General features: G+C 60.0%; 13 protein-coding genes and 1 tRNA gene. All 14 read left to right on the forward strand.

Annotated features, from left to right (window positions below):
* Positions 1-545, forward strand: a 545-nt coding sequence (locus J5M67_RS26875; protein WP_243434906.1) for an EF-Tu/IF-2/RF-3 family GTPase, incomplete at its 5' end; no start/stop codon positions are given.
* 53 nt (positions 546-598) lie between these two features.
* Positions 599-674 (forward strand) — tRNA-Trp (locus J5M67_RS26880).
* Positions 675-718: 44 nt separating this feature from the next.
* Positions 719-1,087, forward strand: coding sequence for a preprotein translocase subunit SecE (gene secE, locus J5M67_RS26885; protein ID WP_207888468.1), 369 nt, complete (start codon positions 719-721; stop codon positions 1,085-1,087).
* Between the two features lie 9 nt (positions 1,088-1,096).
* Positions 1,097-1,630 carry a transcription termination/antitermination protein NusG gene (gene nusG / locus J5M67_RS26890; RefSeq protein ID WP_015475310.1) on the forward strand — a complete coding sequence of 178 codons (534 nt, stop codon included), beginning with the start codon at positions 1,097-1,099 and terminating at the stop codon, positions 1,628-1,630.
* 119 nt (positions 1,631-1,749) lie between these two features.
* A complete protein-coding gene (gene rplK / locus J5M67_RS26895) occupies positions 1,750-2,181 on the forward strand; it encodes a 50S ribosomal protein L11 (protein WP_017516427.1) in 432 nt (143 codons plus the stop codon).
* Positions 2,181-2,876: a 50S ribosomal protein L1 gene (gene rplA, locus J5M67_RS26900; RefSeq protein WP_017516428.1), complete on the forward strand. Its 696-nt coding sequence runs from the start codon at positions 2,181-2,183 to the stop codon at positions 2,874-2,876. The genes rplK and rplA overlap by 1 nt, the downstream gene beginning before the upstream one ends.
* Positions 2,877-3,078: 202 nt before the next feature.
* Positions 3,079-3,579: a 50S ribosomal protein L10 gene (rplJ, locus tag J5M67_RS26905; RefSeq protein ID WP_015475313.1), complete on the forward strand. Its 501-nt coding sequence runs from the start codon at positions 3,079-3,081 to the stop codon at positions 3,577-3,579.
* 76 nt (positions 3,580-3,655) lie between these two features.
* Positions 3,656-4,024: a 50S ribosomal protein L7/L12 gene (gene rplL / locus J5M67_RS26910; RefSeq protein WP_015475314.1), complete on the forward strand. Its 369-nt coding sequence runs from the start codon at positions 3,656-3,658 to the stop codon at positions 4,022-4,024.
* Between the two features lie 222 nt (positions 4,025-4,246).
* Positions 4,247-8,320, forward strand: a complete 4,074-nt coding sequence (gene rpoB, locus J5M67_RS26915; protein WP_207888469.1) for a DNA-directed RNA polymerase subunit beta — start codon at positions 4,247-4,249, stop codon at positions 8,318-8,320.
* 66 nt (positions 8,321-8,386) lie between these two features.
* The gene (rpoC, locus tag J5M67_RS26920) at positions 8,387-12,586 is read left to right on the forward strand and encodes a DNA-directed RNA polymerase subunit beta' (protein WP_207888470.1); all 4,200 of its coding nucleotides are present in this window, start codon (positions 8,387-8,389) and stop codon (positions 12,584-12,586) included.
* Positions 12,587-12,740: 154 nt separating this feature from the next.
* Complete coding sequence (rpsL, locus tag J5M67_RS26925; RefSeq protein ID WP_015475317.1) at positions 12,741-13,112, forward strand: 30S ribosomal protein S12; 372 nt, start codon at positions 12,741-12,743, stop codon at positions 13,110-13,112.
* Between the two features lie 84 nt (positions 13,113-13,196).
* The gene (gene rpsG / locus J5M67_RS26930; RefSeq protein ID WP_152219902.1) at positions 13,197-13,667 is read left to right on the forward strand and encodes a 30S ribosomal protein S7; all 471 of its coding nucleotides are present in this window, start codon (positions 13,197-13,199) and stop codon (positions 13,665-13,667) included.
* Positions 13,668-13,697: 30 nt separating this feature from the next.
* Positions 13,698-15,827, forward strand: a complete 2,130-nt coding sequence (fusA, locus tag J5M67_RS26935) for an elongation factor G (protein WP_207888471.1) — start codon at positions 13,698-13,700, stop codon at positions 15,825-15,827.
* Positions 15,828-15,857: 30 nt separating this feature from the next.
* Positions 15,858-16,633, forward strand: a 776-nt coding sequence (locus J5M67_RS26940) for an elongation factor Tu (RefSeq protein ID WP_207888472.1), incomplete at its 3' end; no start/stop codon positions are given.

The following is a 16,633-nucleotide window of genomic DNA, read 5'->3' on the forward strand; positions in this document are numbered from 1 at the left end:
CGATCGAAGACGTGTTCTCGATCTCCGGTCGTGGCACCGTGGTAACTGGCCGTGTTGAGCGTGGCATCGTCAAGGTTCAGGAAGAAGTGGAAATCGTCGGCATCAAGGCGACCACCAAGACCACCTGTACCGGCGTTGAAATGTTCCGCAAGCTGCTCGACGAAGGTCGTGCTGGTGAGAACGTCGGCGTCCTGCTGCGCGGCACCAAGCGTGAAGACGTAGAGCGTGGCCAGGTTCTGGCCAAGCCGGGCACCATCAAGCCGCACACCAAGTTCGAGTGCGAAGTGTACGTGCTGTCCAAGGAAGAAGGTGGTCGTCACACCCCGTTCTTCAAGGGCTACCGTCCGCAGTTCTACTTCCGTACCACCGACGTGACCGGCAACTGCGAACTGCCGGAAGGCGTTGAGATGGTAATGCCGGGCGACAACGTGAAAATGGTTGTCACCCTGATCGCTCCGATCGCCATGGAAGATGGCCTGCGCTTCGCGATCCGCGAAGGCGGCCGTACCGTTGGTGCCGGCGTGGTTGCCAAGATCATCGAGTAATCGATTGATCTTTTCCCCTCGGGCCGGCATAATGGTCGGCCTGACTTTGTTCTAGGCCAGTAGCTCAATTGGCAGAGCGGCGGTCTCCAAAACCGCAGGTTGGGGGTTCGATTCCCTCCTGGCCTGCCAGATTCCTCAAGATCTGGCACTTCTTTAAACGGGATTCCTAGCAGATGAATGCGAAGGTAGAAGCCAAAGAGTCGCGTCTCGATCTCTTGAAGTGGCTTGTGGTTGCGGTGCTGGTTGTGGTGGCAGTGGTTGCCAACCAGTATTACTCAGCGCAACCGATCTTCTACCGCGTTCTCGGCATTCTCGTTATGGCGGCTGCTGCAGGCTTCCTCGCGCTGCAGACCGTCAAGGGGCGTGCATTCTTTACTCTGGCTAAAGAAGCTCGCGCCGAGATTCGCAAGGTAGTATGGCCGTCTCGTCAAGAGACAACTCAGACCACGCTGATCGTAGTGGCAGTAGTGCTGGTAATGGCGCTGGTGCTTTGGGGGCTCGACTCCCTGCTGGGTTGGCTGGTTTCCATGATCGTAGGTTAAGGGTGTTCCGTGGCTAAGCGTTGGTACGTTGTGCATGCCTACTCGGGTTACGAGAAGCATGTCATGCGCTCGCTGATCGAGCGGGTCAAACTGGCCGGCATGGAAGACGGGTTTGGTGAGATTCTCGTCCCCACCGAAGAAGTCGTGGAGATGCGGAACGGCCAGAAGCGCAAGAGTGAGCGCAAGTTCTTCCCTGGCTATGTCCTGGTGCAGATGGAGATGAACGAGGGTACTTGGCACCTGGTCAAGGACACTCCTCGCGTCATGGGCTTCATTGGTGGTACTGCCGATAAACCGGCTCCGATCACCGACAAGGAGGCTGATGCCATTCTGCGTCGCGTCGCTGATAGTGGTGACAAGCCCAAGCCGAAGACCCTGTTCGAGCCGGGCGAGACCGTTCGTGTTATCGATGGTCCGTTCGCTGACTTCAACGGTGTCGTCGAAGAAGTTAACTACGAAAAGAGCCGCATCCAGGTCGCTGTGCTCATTTTCGGTCGCTCTACTCCGGTAGAGCTGGAGTTCAGCCAGGTAGAGAAGGTCTAACTGGCACAATGAATCCCTCACCCCGCAGCCCTAGGCTGCGGGGTTTTGTCGTCATTGGGATATACGCGAAAGCAACCGGGGAGCCCGTCAGGGCGCTTGACCCGCATTTGGAGTAGCAAATGGCTAAGAAAATCCAGGCTTATATCAAGCTGCAAGTAAAGGCCGGCCAGGCCAACCCGTCGCCGCCCGTCGGCCCGGCTCTGGGTCAGCACGGCGTGAACATCATGGAATTCTGCAAGGCGTTCAACGCCAAGACCCAGGGCATGGAACCTGGTCTGCCGACTCCTGTGATCATCACCGTTTACAGCGACCGCAGCTTCACCTTTGAAACCAAGAGCACCCCGGCATCCGTTCTGCTGAAAAAAGCAGCCGGCATCACCAGCGGCTCCGCTCGTCCGAACTCCCAGAAAGTGGGCACCGTTACCCGTGCTCAGCTGGAAGATATCGCCAAGGCCAAGCAGGCTGACCTGACCGCTGCTGACCTGGACGCTGCCGTACGTACCATCGCTGGCTCCGCGCGCAGCATGGGCCTGAACGTGGAGGGTGTGTAATGGCTAAGCTGACCAAGCGTCAAAAGGCTATCGCCGAGAAGGTTGAAGCTGGCAAGCAATACGGCTTCGAAGACGCCGCCAAACTGCTGGCCGAACTGTCGACCATCAAGTTCAAGGAATCCGTAGACATCGCCATCAATCTGGGCGTTGATCCGCGTAAATCCGACCAGGTCGTACGTGGCGCCACCGTTCTGCCGAACGGTACCGGCAAATCCGTACGCGTTGCCGTCTTCACCCAGGGTCCTGGTGTTGAAGCTGCCCTGGCTGCCGGTGCAGACAAGGTCGGCATGGACGAACTGGCTGCCGAAATGAAAGCCGGCGACCTGAACTACGACGTCGTCATCGCCTCCCCGGACGCGATGCGTGTTGTTGGCCAGCTGGGCCAGGTTCTCGGCCCGCGCGGTCTGATGCCGAACCCGAAAGTCGGCACCGTGACCCCGGACGTCGCTACCGCTGTCAAGAACGCCAAGGCCGGTCAGGTACGTTTCCGTACCGACAAGAACGGCATCATCCACGCTTCCGTTGGCAAGATCGACTTCGAGCCGGTCAAGCTGAAGCAGAACGTGGAAGCGCTGCTGAGCGATCTGAAGCGTCTGAAGCCGTCCTCCTCGAAGGGCGTGTACGTTCAGCGCGTTACCCTGAGCACCACCATGGGCCCGGGTCTGCAGATCGATCAGGCTTCGCTGGAAGGCTGATGAACTAAGTCGAGCAGTGGGTTCGCCCACTGTTCGCAGGTATTGGGGTCCCTGCCTGGCGGGGGCTATCCAAGACCGTAGGCGGCGCAAGCCTTAAACCTCAAGCCTACGCAGATGGTGCTCCCGATTCGTTTACCGAATCAGACACCAAAACGCCGTCCGGCTCCGGCTGGACGAATCGGTAACATCCAGGAGTAAACCCGTGGCAATTAAACTCGAAGACAAGAAGGCCATCGTCGCTGAAGTCAACGAGGCTGCCAAAGCCGGTCTGTCCGCTGTCGTGGTTGATGCACGCGGCGTGACTGTCGGCGCAATGACCGGACTCCGTAAAGAGGCCCGCGCAGCTGGTGTGTACGTGAAAGTCGTACGTAACACCCTGCTCAAGCGCGCCGTTGAAGGCACTCAGTTTGAAGTGCTCAACGACGTGTTCAAGGGCCCGACCCTGATTGCTTTCTCCAACGAACATCCGGGCGCTGCCGCTCGTATCTTCAAGGAGTTTGCCAAGGGTCAGGACAAGTTCGAGATCAAGGCGGCCGCGTTCGAGGGTCAGTTCCTCGCAGCCAATCAGATCGACGTGCTGGCGACCCTGCCGACCTACAACGAAGCTGTTGCACAGCTGATGAGCGTGATCCAAGGCGCTACCAGCAAGCTGGCTCGTACTCTGGCGGCAATTCGCGATCAGAAAGAAGCTACCGCAGCCTAAGGCTCGGCATCTGCTTTCAACCTTTTTTGTTTAATTCGATGGCCTTAGGCCGTCACCCAATACAGGAATTAGAGTCATGGCTCTGACCAACGAAGACATCATCTCCGCCGTATCCGAAATGTCCGTCATGCAGATCGTTGAACTGATCAAGGCGATGGAAGAGAAGTTCGGCGTTACCGCTGCTGCCGCTGTTGCTGCTGGCCCGGCTGTTGCCGCTGCCGCTGCTGAAGAGCAGACCGAGTTCACCATCGTCCTGGCCGAAGCTGGCGACAAGAAAGTGAACGTGATCAAGGTCGTTCGTGAACTGACCGGTCTGGGCCTGAAAGAAGCCAAGGCTGTCGTTGACGGCGCCCCGGGCGTGGTCAAGGAAGGCGCTTCGAAAGAAGAAGCCGAAGCTGCCAAGAAAGCCCTGGAAGAAGCAGGCGCCAAGGTCGAGCTCAAGTAAGTTCGGACCTTGCGTCTACAGCCCGAGCGTTAAGCGACAGGCTGACGGCTGGTGGCAATTGCCACCGGCCTTTTTCCGTTATGGGTGGGGTGCCGTGGGTGCCCCTCCATAACGCGAAAATCCCGCCCGAGGGCGGCGCAAACCGAGGGTTTGCACGATTTTTTGGGCTGCTCCCTGCGAGGGAGAGGCCAAACAAGCAGGTGACCAAGCTGGGGAACGCTGATGGCTTACTCATACACTGAGAAAAAACGTATCCGCAAGGACTTTAGCAAGTTGCCGGACGTCATGGATGTGCCGTATTTGCTGGCCATCCAGCTGGATTCCTATCGCGAATTCCTGCAGGCCGGCGCGAGCAAGGACCAGGTTCGAGACATCGGCCTGCATGCGGCCTTCAAGTCCGTTTTCCCGATTATCAGCTATTCCGGCAATGCTGCCCTGGAATACGTCGGCTACCGTCTGGGTGAGCCGGCATTCGACGTCAAGGAGTGCGTGCTGCGCGGTGTGACTTTCGCCGTCCCGCTGCGTGTGAAAGTGCGCCTGATCATCTTCGACAAAGAATCGTCGAACAAAGCGATCAAGGACATCAAGGAACAGGAAGTCTACATGGGGGAAATCCCCCTGATGACCGAGAACGGTACCTTCATCATCAACGGTACCGAGCGTGTCATCGTTTCCCAGCTGCACCGCTCCCCGGGTGTGTTCTTCGACCACGACCGTGGCAAGACCCACAGCTCCGGCAAGCTGCTGTACTCCGCTCGTATCATCCCTTACCGCGGTTCCTGGCTGGACTTCGAGTTCGATCCGAAGGACTGCGTGTTCGTTCGTATCGACCGTCGCCGCAAGCTGCCGGCTTCCGTCCTGCTGCGCGCGCTGAACTACAGCACCGAGGAAATCCTCAACGCCTTCTATGACACCAACGTCTTCCAGATCAAGGGCGAGACCCTGAACCTGGAACTGGTGCCGTCGCGTCTGCGTGGCGAGATCGCCAGCTTCGACATCAAGGATGCCAGCGGCAAGGTCATCGTCGAAGCGGGTCGCCGTATCACCGCACGCCACATCAACCAGCTCGAGAAGGCTGGCATCACCCAGCTGGAAGTGCCGTTCGACTACCTGATTGGCCGTACCGTTGCCAAGGCTGTCGTGCACCCGGCTACCGGCGAGATCATCGCCGAGTGCAACACCGAGCTGACCGTCGACGCCCTGGCGAAGATCGCCAAGGCCCAGGTCGTGCGCCTGGAAACCCTGTACACCAACGACATCGACTGCGGTCCGTTCATCTCCGACACGCTGAAGATCGACTCCGCCAGCAACCAACTGGAAGCGCTGGTCGAGATCTATCGCATGATGCGTCCTGGTGAGCCGCCGACCAAGGAAGCTGCCGAGACGCTGTTCGGCAACCTGTTCTTCAGCGCCGAGCGTTACGACCTGTCGGCCGTTGGCCGCATGAAGTTCAACCGTCGTATCGGTCGCACCGAGATCGAAGGTCCGGGCGTACTGAGCAAGGAAGACATTGTCGAGGTCCTCAAGACCCTGGTTGCCATCCGTAACGGTAAAGGCATCGTCGACGACATCGACCACCTGGGTAACCGTCGCGTCCGCTGCGTCGGCGAGATGGCCGAGAACCAGTTCCGCGTTGGCCTGGTGCGTGTAGAGCGCGCGGTCAAGGAACGCCTGTCGATGGCCGAAAGCGAAGGCCTGATGCCGCAGGACCTGATCAACGCCAAGCCGGTGGCTGCCGCGATCAAGGAGTTCTTCGGTTCCAGCCAGCTGTCGCAGTTCATGGACCAGAACAACCCGCTCTCCGAGATCACCCACAAGCGCCGCGTCTCCGCACTCGGCCCAGGCGGTCTGACCCGTGAGCGCGCGGGCTTCGAGGTTCGTGACGTACACCCGACCCACTACGGCCGCGTGTGCCCGATCGAAACCCCTGAAGGTCCGAACATCGGTCTGATCAACTCCCTGGCCACCTACGCCCGCACCAACAAGTACGGCTTCCTGGAAAGCCCGTACCGCGTGGTGAAGGACGGTCTGGTCAGCGACGACATCGTCTTCCTGTCCGCCATCGAAGAGGCCGATCACGTGATCGCCCAGGCCTCTGCGACCCTGAACGAAAAGGGTCAGCTGATCGACGAACTGGTAGCCGTACGTCACCTGAACGAATTCACCGTGAAGGCGCCGGAAGACGTCACCCTCATGGACGTATCGCCGAAGCAGGTCGTCTCCGTCGCTGCCTCGCTGATTCCGTTCCTCGAGCACGACGACGCCAACCGTGCACTCATGGGTTCGAACATGCAGCGTCAGGCTGTGCCGACCCTGCGCGCCGACAAGCCGCTGGTAGGTACCGGCATGGAGCGCAACGTCGCCCGTGACTCCGGTGTCTGCGTGGTTGCCCGTCGTGGCGGCGTGATCGACTCGGTCGACGCCAGCCGCATCGTGGTGCGCGTGAACGACGACGAAGTCGAGACTGGCGAAGCCGGCGTCGACATCTACAACCTGACCAAGTACACCCGTTCCAACCAGAACACCTGCATCAACCAGCGTCCGCTGGTGCAGAAGGGTGACAAGGTTTCGCGCAGCGACATCCTGGCCGACGGTCCGTCCACCGACATGGGTGAACTGGCTCTGGGTCAGAACATGCGCGTAGCGTTCATGCCCTGGAACGGCTTCAACTTCGAAGACTCCATCTGCCTGTCCGAGCGCGTGGTCCAGGAAGATCGTTTCACCACGATCCACATCCAGGAACTGACCTGCGTTGCCCGTGACACCAAGCTCGGCCCAGAAGAAATCACCGCGGACATCCCGAACGTGGGTGAGGCCGCGCTGAACAAGCTGGACGAAGCCGGCATCGTCTACGTCGGCGCCGAAGTACAGGCCGGCGACATCCTGGTCGGCAAGGTCACCCCGAAAGGCGAGACCCAGCTGACTCCGGAAGAGAAGCTGCTGCGCGCGATCTTCGGTGAGAAGGCGTCCGACGTGAAGGACACCTCCCTGCGCGTGCCGACCGGCACCAAGGGCACCGTCATCGACGTACAGGTCTTCACCCGTGATGGCGTTGAGCGCGACAGCCGTGCTCTGTCCATCGAGAAGATGCAGCTGGACGAGATCCGCAAGGACCTGAACGAAGAGTTCCGCATCGTCGAAGGCGCAACCTTCGAGCGTCTGCGTTCCGCTCTGGTCGGTGCCAAGGCCGAAGGCGGTCCTGCCCTGAAGAAAGGCGCAGAGATCACCGACGAGTACCTGGACGGCCTCGAGCGCGGCCAGTGGTTCAAGCTGCGCATGGCGGAAGATGCTCTGAACGAGCAGCTGGAGAAGGCCCAGGCCTACATCAGCGACCGCCGTCAGATGCTGGACGACAAGTTCGAAGACAAGAAGCGCAAGCTGCAGCAGGGCGACGACCTGGCTCCGGGCGTACTGAAGATCGTCAAGGTCTACCTGGCTATCAAGCGCCGCATCCAGCCGGGCGACAAGATGGCGGGCCGCCACGGTAACAAGGGTGTGGTCTCTGTGATCATGCCGGTCGAAGACATGCCGCACGACGCCAACGGTACTCCGGTCGATATCGTTCTGAACCCGCTGGGCGTACCGTCGCGTATGAACGTCGGTCAGATCCTCGAAACCCACCTGGGCCTCGCGGCCAAGGGCCTGGGCGAGAAGATCAACCGCATGCTCGAAGAGCAGCGCAAGATCGCCGAACTGCGTGCCTTCCTGAACGAGATCTACAACGAGATCGGCGGCCGCCAGGAGAACCTGGACGAGCTGAACGATAACGAGATCATCGCTCTGGCCAACAACCTCAAGGGCGGCGTGCCCATGGCTACCCCGGTATTCGACGGTGCCAAGGAACGCGAGATCAAGGCCATGCTGAAGCTGGCCGATCTGCCGGAGAGCGGCCAGATGCGTCTGTATGACGGCCGCACCGGCAATCAGTTCGAGCGTACGACCACCGTTGGTTACATGTACATGCTCAAGCTGAACCACCTGGTCGATGACAAGATGCACGCACGTTCCACCGGCTCTTACAGCCTGGTTACCCAGCAGCCGCTGGGTGGTAAGGCGCAGTTCGGTGGCCAGCGTTTCGGGGAGATGGAGGTCTGGGCACTGGAAGCCTACGGTGCCGCCTATACCCTGCAGGAAATGCTGACCGTGAAGTCGGACGACGTGAACGGCCGTACCAAGATGTACAAGAACATCGTGGACGGGGATCACCGCATGGAGGCCGGCATGCCCGAGTCCTTCAACGTGCTGATCAAAGAGATCCGCTCGCTCGGCATCGATATCGAACTGGAAACCGAATAACACGTGACGTCAGAACGGTGCGGCTGGTCAAGGCCAGTCGCACCGGGTCCGTGAGGAGGAAAGGCCTTGAAAGACTTGCTCAATCTGTTGAAAAACCAGGGTCAAATCGAGGAGTTCGATGCCATCCGTATTGGTCTGGCCTCGCCCGAGATGATTCGTTCCTGGTCCTTCGGCGAAGTTAAGAAGCCGGAGACCATCAACTACCGTACCTTCAAGCCGGAGCGCGATGGCCTGTTCTGCGCCAAGATCTTCGGCCCGGTGAAGGACTACGAGTGCCTGTGCGGTAAGTACAAGCGCCTCAAGCACCGCGGTGTGATCTGCGAGAAGTGCGGCGTGGAAGTCGCACTGGCCAAGGTGCGCCGCGAGCGCATGGGCCACATCGAACTGGCCTCGCCGGTCGCCCACATCTGGTTCCTGAAGTCCCTGCCGTCCCGTATCGGCCTGCTGTTGGACATGACCCTGCGTGACATCGAGCGCGTGCTCTATTTCGAGAGCTACGTGGTGATCGACCCGGGCATGACCACCCTGGAGAAGGGCCAGCTGCTGAACGACGAGCAGTACTTCGAAGCCCTCGAAGAGTTCGGTGACGACTTCGACGCCCGCATGGGTGCGGAAGCCGTTCGCGAGCTGCTCAACGCTATCGATCTGGAGCACGAGATCGGCCGCCTGCGCGAAGAGATTCCGCAGACCAACTCGGAAACCAAGATCAAGAAGCTGTCCAAGCGCCTGAAGCTGATGGAAGCCTTCCAGGGCTCCGGCAACCATCCCGAGTGGATGGTGCTGACCGTCCTGCCGGTGCTGCCGCCGGACCTGCGTCCGCTGGTTCCTCTGGATGGCGGCCGCTTCGCGACTTCGGATCTGAACGATCTGTATCGCCGCGTGATCAACCGTAACAACCGTCTGAAGCGCCTGCTCGATCTGGCTGCTCCGGACATCATCGTGCGCAACGAAAAGCGCATGCTGCAGGAAGCCGTCGACGCCCTGCTGGACAACGGCCGTCGCGGCCGTGCCATCACCGGCTCGAACAAGCGCCCGCTGAAGTCCCTGGCCGACATGATCAAGGGCAAGCAGGGTCGCTTCCGTCAGAACCTGCTCGGCAAGCGCGTGGACTACTCCGGTCGTTCGGTAATTACCGTAGGCCCGACCCTGCGTCTGCACCAGTGCGGTCTGCCGAAGAAAATGGCCCTGGAGCTGTTCAAGCCGTTCATCTTCGGCAAGCTGGAAGGTCGTGGCATGGCCACCACCATCAAGGCCGCCAAGAAGATGGTCGAGCGCGAGCTGCCGGAAGTGTGGGACGTTCTCGCTGAAGTCATCCGCGAACACCCCGTACTGCTGAACCGTGCGCCGACCCTGCACCGTCTGGGCATCCAGGCGTTCGAGCCGGTACTGATCGAAGGTAAAGCCATTCAGCTGCACCCGCTGGTCTGCGCCGCGTACAACGCCGACTTCGACGGTGACCAGATGGCCGTGCACGTTCCGCTGACCCTCGAGGCTCAGCTGGAAGCACGCGCGCTGATGATGTCCACCAACAACATTCTGTCGCCCGCCAACGGCGAGCCGATCATCGTTCCGTCGCAGGACGTGGTAATGGGTCTGTACTACATGACCCGTGAAGCGATCAATGCGAAGGGCGAGGGCATGGCGTTCGCAGACCTGCAGGAAGTTGACCGCGCCTACCGCAGCGGCCAGGTGTCCCTGCACGCCCGCGTAAAAGTGCGCATCAACGAGAAGATCAAGAACGAAGACGGCTCCCTGACCGCCAACACCCGTATCGTCGACTCCACCGTCGGCCGTGCGCTGCTGTTCCAGGTGGTTCCGGCCGGCCTGCCCTTCGACGTGGTCAACCAGTCGATGAAGAAGAAGGCGATCTCCAAGCTGATCAACCACTGCTACCGCGTGGTGGGTCTGAAGGACACCGTCATCTTCGCTGACCAGTTGATGTACACCGGCTTCGCCTACTCGACCATCTCCGGCGTGTCGATCGGCGTGAACGACTTCGTCATCCCGGACGAGAAGGCCCGCATCATCGATGCCGCGACCGAGGAAGTGAAGGAGATCGAGAGCCAGTACGCCTCCGGCCTGGTAACCCAGGGCGAGAAGTACAACAAGGTGATCGACCTCTGGTCCAAGGCCAACGACGAAGTGTCCAAGGCGATGATGGCCAACCTCTCGAAAGAGAAGGTGACCGATCGCGAGGGCAAGCAGGTCGACCAGGAGTCCTTCAACTCCATGTACATGATGGCGGACTCCGGTGCGCGGGGTTCCGCGGCCCAGATCCGTCAGCTGGCCGGTATGCGTGGCCTGATGGCCAAGCCGGACGGCTCCATCATCGAGACGCCGATCACCGCGAACTTCCGTGAAGGCCTGAACGTACTCCAGTACTTCATCTCCACTCACGGTGCTCGTAAAGGTCTGGCGGATACCGCACTGAAGACCGCGAACTCCGGTTACCTGACCCGTCGTCTCGTCGACGTGGCCCAGGACCTGGTAGTGACCGAGATCGACTGCGGCACCGAGCATGGCCTGGTCATGTCCCCGCACATCGAAGGCGGCGACGTGGTAGAGCCGCTGGGTGAGCGTGTACTCGGCCGCGTGATCGCTCGCGACGTGTTCAAGCCGGGCGGCGACGACGTGATCGTCGAAGCTGGCACCCTGATCGACGAGAAGTGGGTCGATTTCCTCGAGCAGATGAGCGTCGACGAAGTCGTTGTACGTTCGCCGATCACCTGCGAAACCCGTCATGGCATCTGCGCCATGTGCTACGGCCGCGATCTGGCCCGTGGTCACCGCGTGAACATCGGTGAGGCTGTCGGCGTTATCGCTGCCCAGTCGATCGGTGAGCCGGGTACCCAGCTGACCATGCGTACCTTCCACATCGGTGGTGCGGCCAGCCGTACTTCCGCCGTGGACAACGTACAGGTCAAGAACGGCGGCACCATCCGCCTGCACAACCTGAAGCACGTAGAGCGTGCCGACGGTGCTCTGGTAGCGGTTTCCCGCTCCGGTGAGCTGGCGGTAGCCGACGACTTCGGTCGTGAGCGCGAGCGCTACAAGCTGCCGTACGGTGCGGTGATTTCCGTGAAGGAAGGTGACAAGGTCGACCCGGGCGCCATCGTCGCCAAGTGGGACCCGCACACCCACCCGATCGTCACCGAGATGGACGGCACCGTGGCCTTCGTGGGCATGGAAGAGGGCATCACCATCAAGCGTCAGACCGACGAACTGACCGGTCTGACCAACATCGAGGTGATGGATCCGAAGGATCGTCCGGCTGCCGGCAAGGACATTCGTCCGGCCGTGAAGCTGATCGACGCCGCTGGCAAGGACCTGCTGCTGCCGGGTACCGACGTACCGGCCCAGTACTTCCTGCCGGCGAACGCCCTGGTCAACCTCAACGATGGCGCGAAAGTGCGTATCGGTGATGTTATCGCGCGTATCCCGCAGGAAACCTCGAAGACCCGCGACATCACCGGTGGTCTGCCGCGCGTTGCCGACCTGTTCGAAGCTCGTCGTCCGAAAGAGCCTTCGATTCTGGCGGAAATCAGCGGCACCATTTCCTTCGGCAAGGAAACCAAGGGTAAGCGCCGCCTGGTCATCACTCCCACCGACGGTAGCGATCCGTACGAGGAGCTGATTCCGAAGTGGCGTCACCTGAACGTGTTCGAAGGTGAACAGGTAAGCCGTGGTGAAGTGATCTCCGACGGCCCGAGCAACCCGCACGACATCCTCCGTCTGCTGGGTGTGAGCTCGCTGGCCAAGTACATCGTCAACGAGATCCAGGACGTTTACCGTCTGCAGGGCGTGAAGATCAACGACAAGCACATCGAGACCATCCTGCGTCAGATGCTGCGCAAGGTCGAAGTGGCCGAGTCGGGCGATTCGTCCTTCATCAAGGGCGACCAGGTCGAACTGGTTCACGTGCTGGAAGAGAACGAAGTGCTGGGCACCCAGGACAAGTTCCCGGCCAAGTACGAGCGCGTTCTGCTGGGTATCACCAAGGCCTCGCTGTCCACCGAGTCGTTCATCTCGGCGGCATCCTTCCAGGAGACCACCCGCGTCCTCACCGAGGCGGCGGTCACCGGCAAGCGCGACTTCCTGCGCGGCCTGAAGGAGAACGTGGTCGTGGGTCGTCTGATCCCGGCGGGTACCGGTCTGGCTTACCACAGCGAGCGCAAGCGTCAGCGCGAGCTCGGCAAACCGCAGCGCGTGAGCGCGAGCGAGGCCGAAGCAGCACTGGCCGAAGCGCTCAATCTGAGCGGTAACTAAGCCTCAAACAAAGCCCCGGTTGTCTTGACAACCGGGGCTTTGTCTTGACTGTGTTCCGGAAGCTCTTTAGTATCTTGTACCCCGAAAATTGGCAGGGCGCATGCTCTGCCCATTTTCGTTTTTAAGTGTCGTAAGACAATCAGTGGAGCTATAGATGGCAACTATCAACCAGCTGGTGCGCAAGCCGCGCAAGCGCCTGGTAGACAAGAGCGGCGTTCCTGCCCTGCAGAACTGCCCTCAGCGTCGCGGCGTATGCACCCGCGTATACACCACCACCCCGAAGAAGCCGAACTCCGCACTGCGTAAAGTGTGCCGTGTTCGTCTGACCAACGGTTTCGAGGTTTCCTCGTACATCGGTGGTGAAGGTCACAACCTGCAAGAGCACAGCGTAGTGCTGATCCGCGGCGGCCGTGTAAAGGACCTCCCGGGTGTGCGTTACCACACCGTGCGCGGTTCGCTGGATACCTCCGGCGTTAAAGACCGTAAGCAGGGTCGTTCGAAGTACGGCGCGAAGCGTCCGAAGTAATTTTGTTTTCCTATTTTCTGAGTCGATAAGAGTAAGGTCGGGCATCGTCCCGGGCTAACCTGAAGACCGTTTGAGGGCTTATCAATGCCAAGACGTCGTGTAGCGGCCAAACGTGAGATCCTGGCCGATCCTAAGTACGGAAGCCAGATTCTGGCCAAGTTCATGAACCACGTGATGGAAAGCGGCAAGAAAGCCGTTGCCGAGCGTATCGTTTACGGTGCTCTGGACAAGGTCAAAGAGCGCGGTAAAGCCGACCCCCTGGAACTCTTCGAAAAAGCACTCGACGCCATCGCTCCGCTGGTCGAAGTGAAGTCCCGCCGTGTAGGTGGTGCTACCTACCAGGTTCCGGTCGAAGTACGCCCGTCCCGTCGTAATGCGCTGGCCATGCGTTGGCTGGTGGACTACGCCCGCAAGCGCGGCGAGAAGTCCATGGCTCTGCGCCTCGCTGGCGAACTGATGGACGCCGCTGAAGGTAAAGGCGCCGCCGTCAAGAAGCGTGAAGACGTGCACCGTATGGCTGAAGCCAACAAAGCGTTCTCGCACTACCGCTTCTAATTACGGCAACAACACTTCTGCGAGGGTTTTATGGCTCGTAATACAGCAATCAACCGCTACCGGAACATTGGTATCTGTGCCCACGTTGACGCGGGCAAGACCACCACCACCGAGCGGATCCTGTTCTACACAGGTCTCAGCCACAAGATGGGTGAGGTGCACGACGGCGCTGCTACCACCGACTGGATGGTGCAGGAGCAGGAGCGTGGTATCACCATCACCTCCGCGGCGATCACGACCTTCTGGGAAGGTTCGCGCGGCCAGTACGACAAGTACCGCGTAAACGTCATCGACACCCCCGGCCACGTAGACTTCACTATTGAAGTTGAGCGCTCCCTGCGCGTACTGGACGGCGCCGTCGTTGTGTTCTGCGGCACCTCCGGCGTTGAGCCGCAGTCCGAAACCGTATGGCGTCAGGCCAACAAGTACGGCGTTCCGCGTATCGTTTACGTGAACAAGATGGACCGCGCTGGCGCCAACTTCCTGCGCGTCGTCGGTCAGATCAAGAACCGCCTGGGTCACACCCCGGTACCGGTTCAGCTGGCCATCGGTGCAGAAGATGACTTCCAGGGTCAGATCGACCTGCTGAAGATGAAGGCCATCTACTGGAACGAAGACGACAAGGGCACCTCCTACCGCGAGGAAGAAATTCCCGCTGAGCTGGTTGACCTGGCCAACGAGTGGCGCAGCAACATGGTCGAGGCTGCTGCCGAGGCCAACGAAGAGCTGATGAACAAGTACCTGGAAGAAGGCGAGCTGTCGATCGAAGAGATCAAGGCCGGCCTGCGTCAGCGTACTATCGCCTGCGAAATCGTTCCGGCTGTCTGCGGTTCCTCGTTCAAGAACAAGGGCGTGCCCCTGGTTCTCGACGCCGTTATCGACTTCCTGCCTGCTCCGACCGAGATTCCGGCGATTCAGGGCGTCCACCCGGACAGCACTGATGACAACGAAATCCACGACGAGCGTCCGGCTGACGACAACGCTCCGTTCTCCGCTCTGGCGTTCAAGATCGCTACCGACCCGTTCGTAGGTACCCTGACCTTCGTTCGCGTCTACTCGGGCGTTCTGGAGTCCGGCCAATCGGTCGTCAACTCCGTGAAAGGCAAGAAAGAGCGCGTTGGTCGTATGGTGCAGATGCACGCCAACCAGCGTGACGAGATCAAAGAAGTACGCGCTGGCGACATCGCTGCTCTGATTGGCATGAAGGACGTCACCACTGGTGACACCCTGTGCGACATCGAGAAGCCGATCATCCTCGAGCGTATGGACTTCCCGGAGCCGGTAATCTCGGTAGCTGTTGAGCCGAAGACCAAGGCTGACCAGGAGAAGATGGGTATCGCCCTCGGCAAGCTGGCCCAGGAAGACCCGTCGTTCCGCGTCAAGACCGACGAAGAAACCGGCCAGACCATCATCTCCGGTATGGGTGAGCTGCACCTGGACATCCTCGTCGACCGCATGAAGCGCGAGTTCGGCGTCGAGGCCAACATCGGCAAACCGCAGGTTTCCTACCGCGAAACCATCTCCAAGGACAACGTAGAGATCGAAGGCAAGTTCGTTCGCCAGTCCGGCGGTCGCGGCCAGTTCGGTCACTGCTGGATCCGCTTCTCGACTCCGGATGTGGACGAGAAGGGCAACATCACCGAAGGTCTCGTCTTCGTCAACGAAGTCGTGGGCGGTGTGGTACCGAAGGAATACATCCCGGCGATCCAGAAGGGTATCGAAGAGCAGATGAAGAACGGCGTCGTTGCCGGCTATCCGCTCATCGGCCTGAAGGCCACCGTGTTCGATGGTTCCTACCACGACGTCGACTCCAACGAGATGGCGTTCAAGATCGCTGCTTCCATGGCGACCAAGCAACTGGCCCAGAAGGGCGGTGGTAAGGTGCTTGAGCCGATCATGAAGGTAGAGGTGGTGACTCCTGAAGACTACATGGGCGATGTGATGGGTGACCTGAACCGTCGTCGTGGTCTGATTCAGGGGATGGAAGACTCGGTCTCCGGTAAGGTGATTCGTGCCGAGGTTCCGCTGGGCGAAATGTTCGGTTACGCAACCGACGTGCGTTCCATGTCCCAGGGTCGCGCAAGCTACTCTATGGAATTCTCCAAGTACGCCGAGGCTCCGTCGAACATCGTCGAAGCTCTCGTTAAAAAACAAGCTTGATTCAGCCCTTTAAGTACGAGGTTTACTGTCGTGGCTAAGGAAAAATTCGAACGTAACAAACCGCACGTCAACGTTGGCACCATCGGTCACGTTGACCACGGTAAAACCACTCTGACCGCTGCTCTGACCAAGGTCTGCTCCGAGACCTGGGGCGGCTCCGCTCGCGCCTTCGACCAGATCGACAACGCGCCGGAAGAGAAGGCTCGTGGTATCACCATCAACACCTCTCACGTTGAATACGACTCGCCCGTTCGCCACTACGCGCACGTAGACTGCCCGGGCCACGCCGACTACGTGAAGAACATGATCACCGGTGCTGCCCAGATGGACGGCGCGATCCTGGTTTGCTCGGCAGCTGACGGCCCCATGCCGCAGACCCGCGAGCACATCCTGCTGTCCCGTCAGGTAGGCGTTCCTTACATTGTCGTGTTCCTGAACAAGGCCGACATGGTTGACGACGCCGAGCTGCTGGAACTGGTCGAGATGGAAGTTCGCGATCTGCTGAACACCTACGACTTCCCGGGCGACGACACTCCGATCGTGATCGGTTCCGCTCTGATGGCTCTGAACGGCCAGGACGACAACGAGATGGGCGTTTCCGCCGTGCGCAAGCTGGTAGAAACCCTGGACTCCTACATCCCCGAGCCGGTTCGTGCAATCGACCAGCCGTTCCTGATGCCGATCGAAGACGTGTTCTCGATCTCCGGTCGTGGCACCGTGGTAACTGGCCGTGTTGAGCGTGGCATCGTCAAGGTTCAGGAAGAAGTGGAAATCGTCGGCATCAAGGCGACCACCAAGACCACCTG

Source organism: Pseudomonas sp. 30_B, from assembly GCF_017491605.1.
GTDB lineage: Bacteria > Pseudomonadota > Gammaproteobacteria > Pseudomonadales > Pseudomonadaceae > Pseudomonas.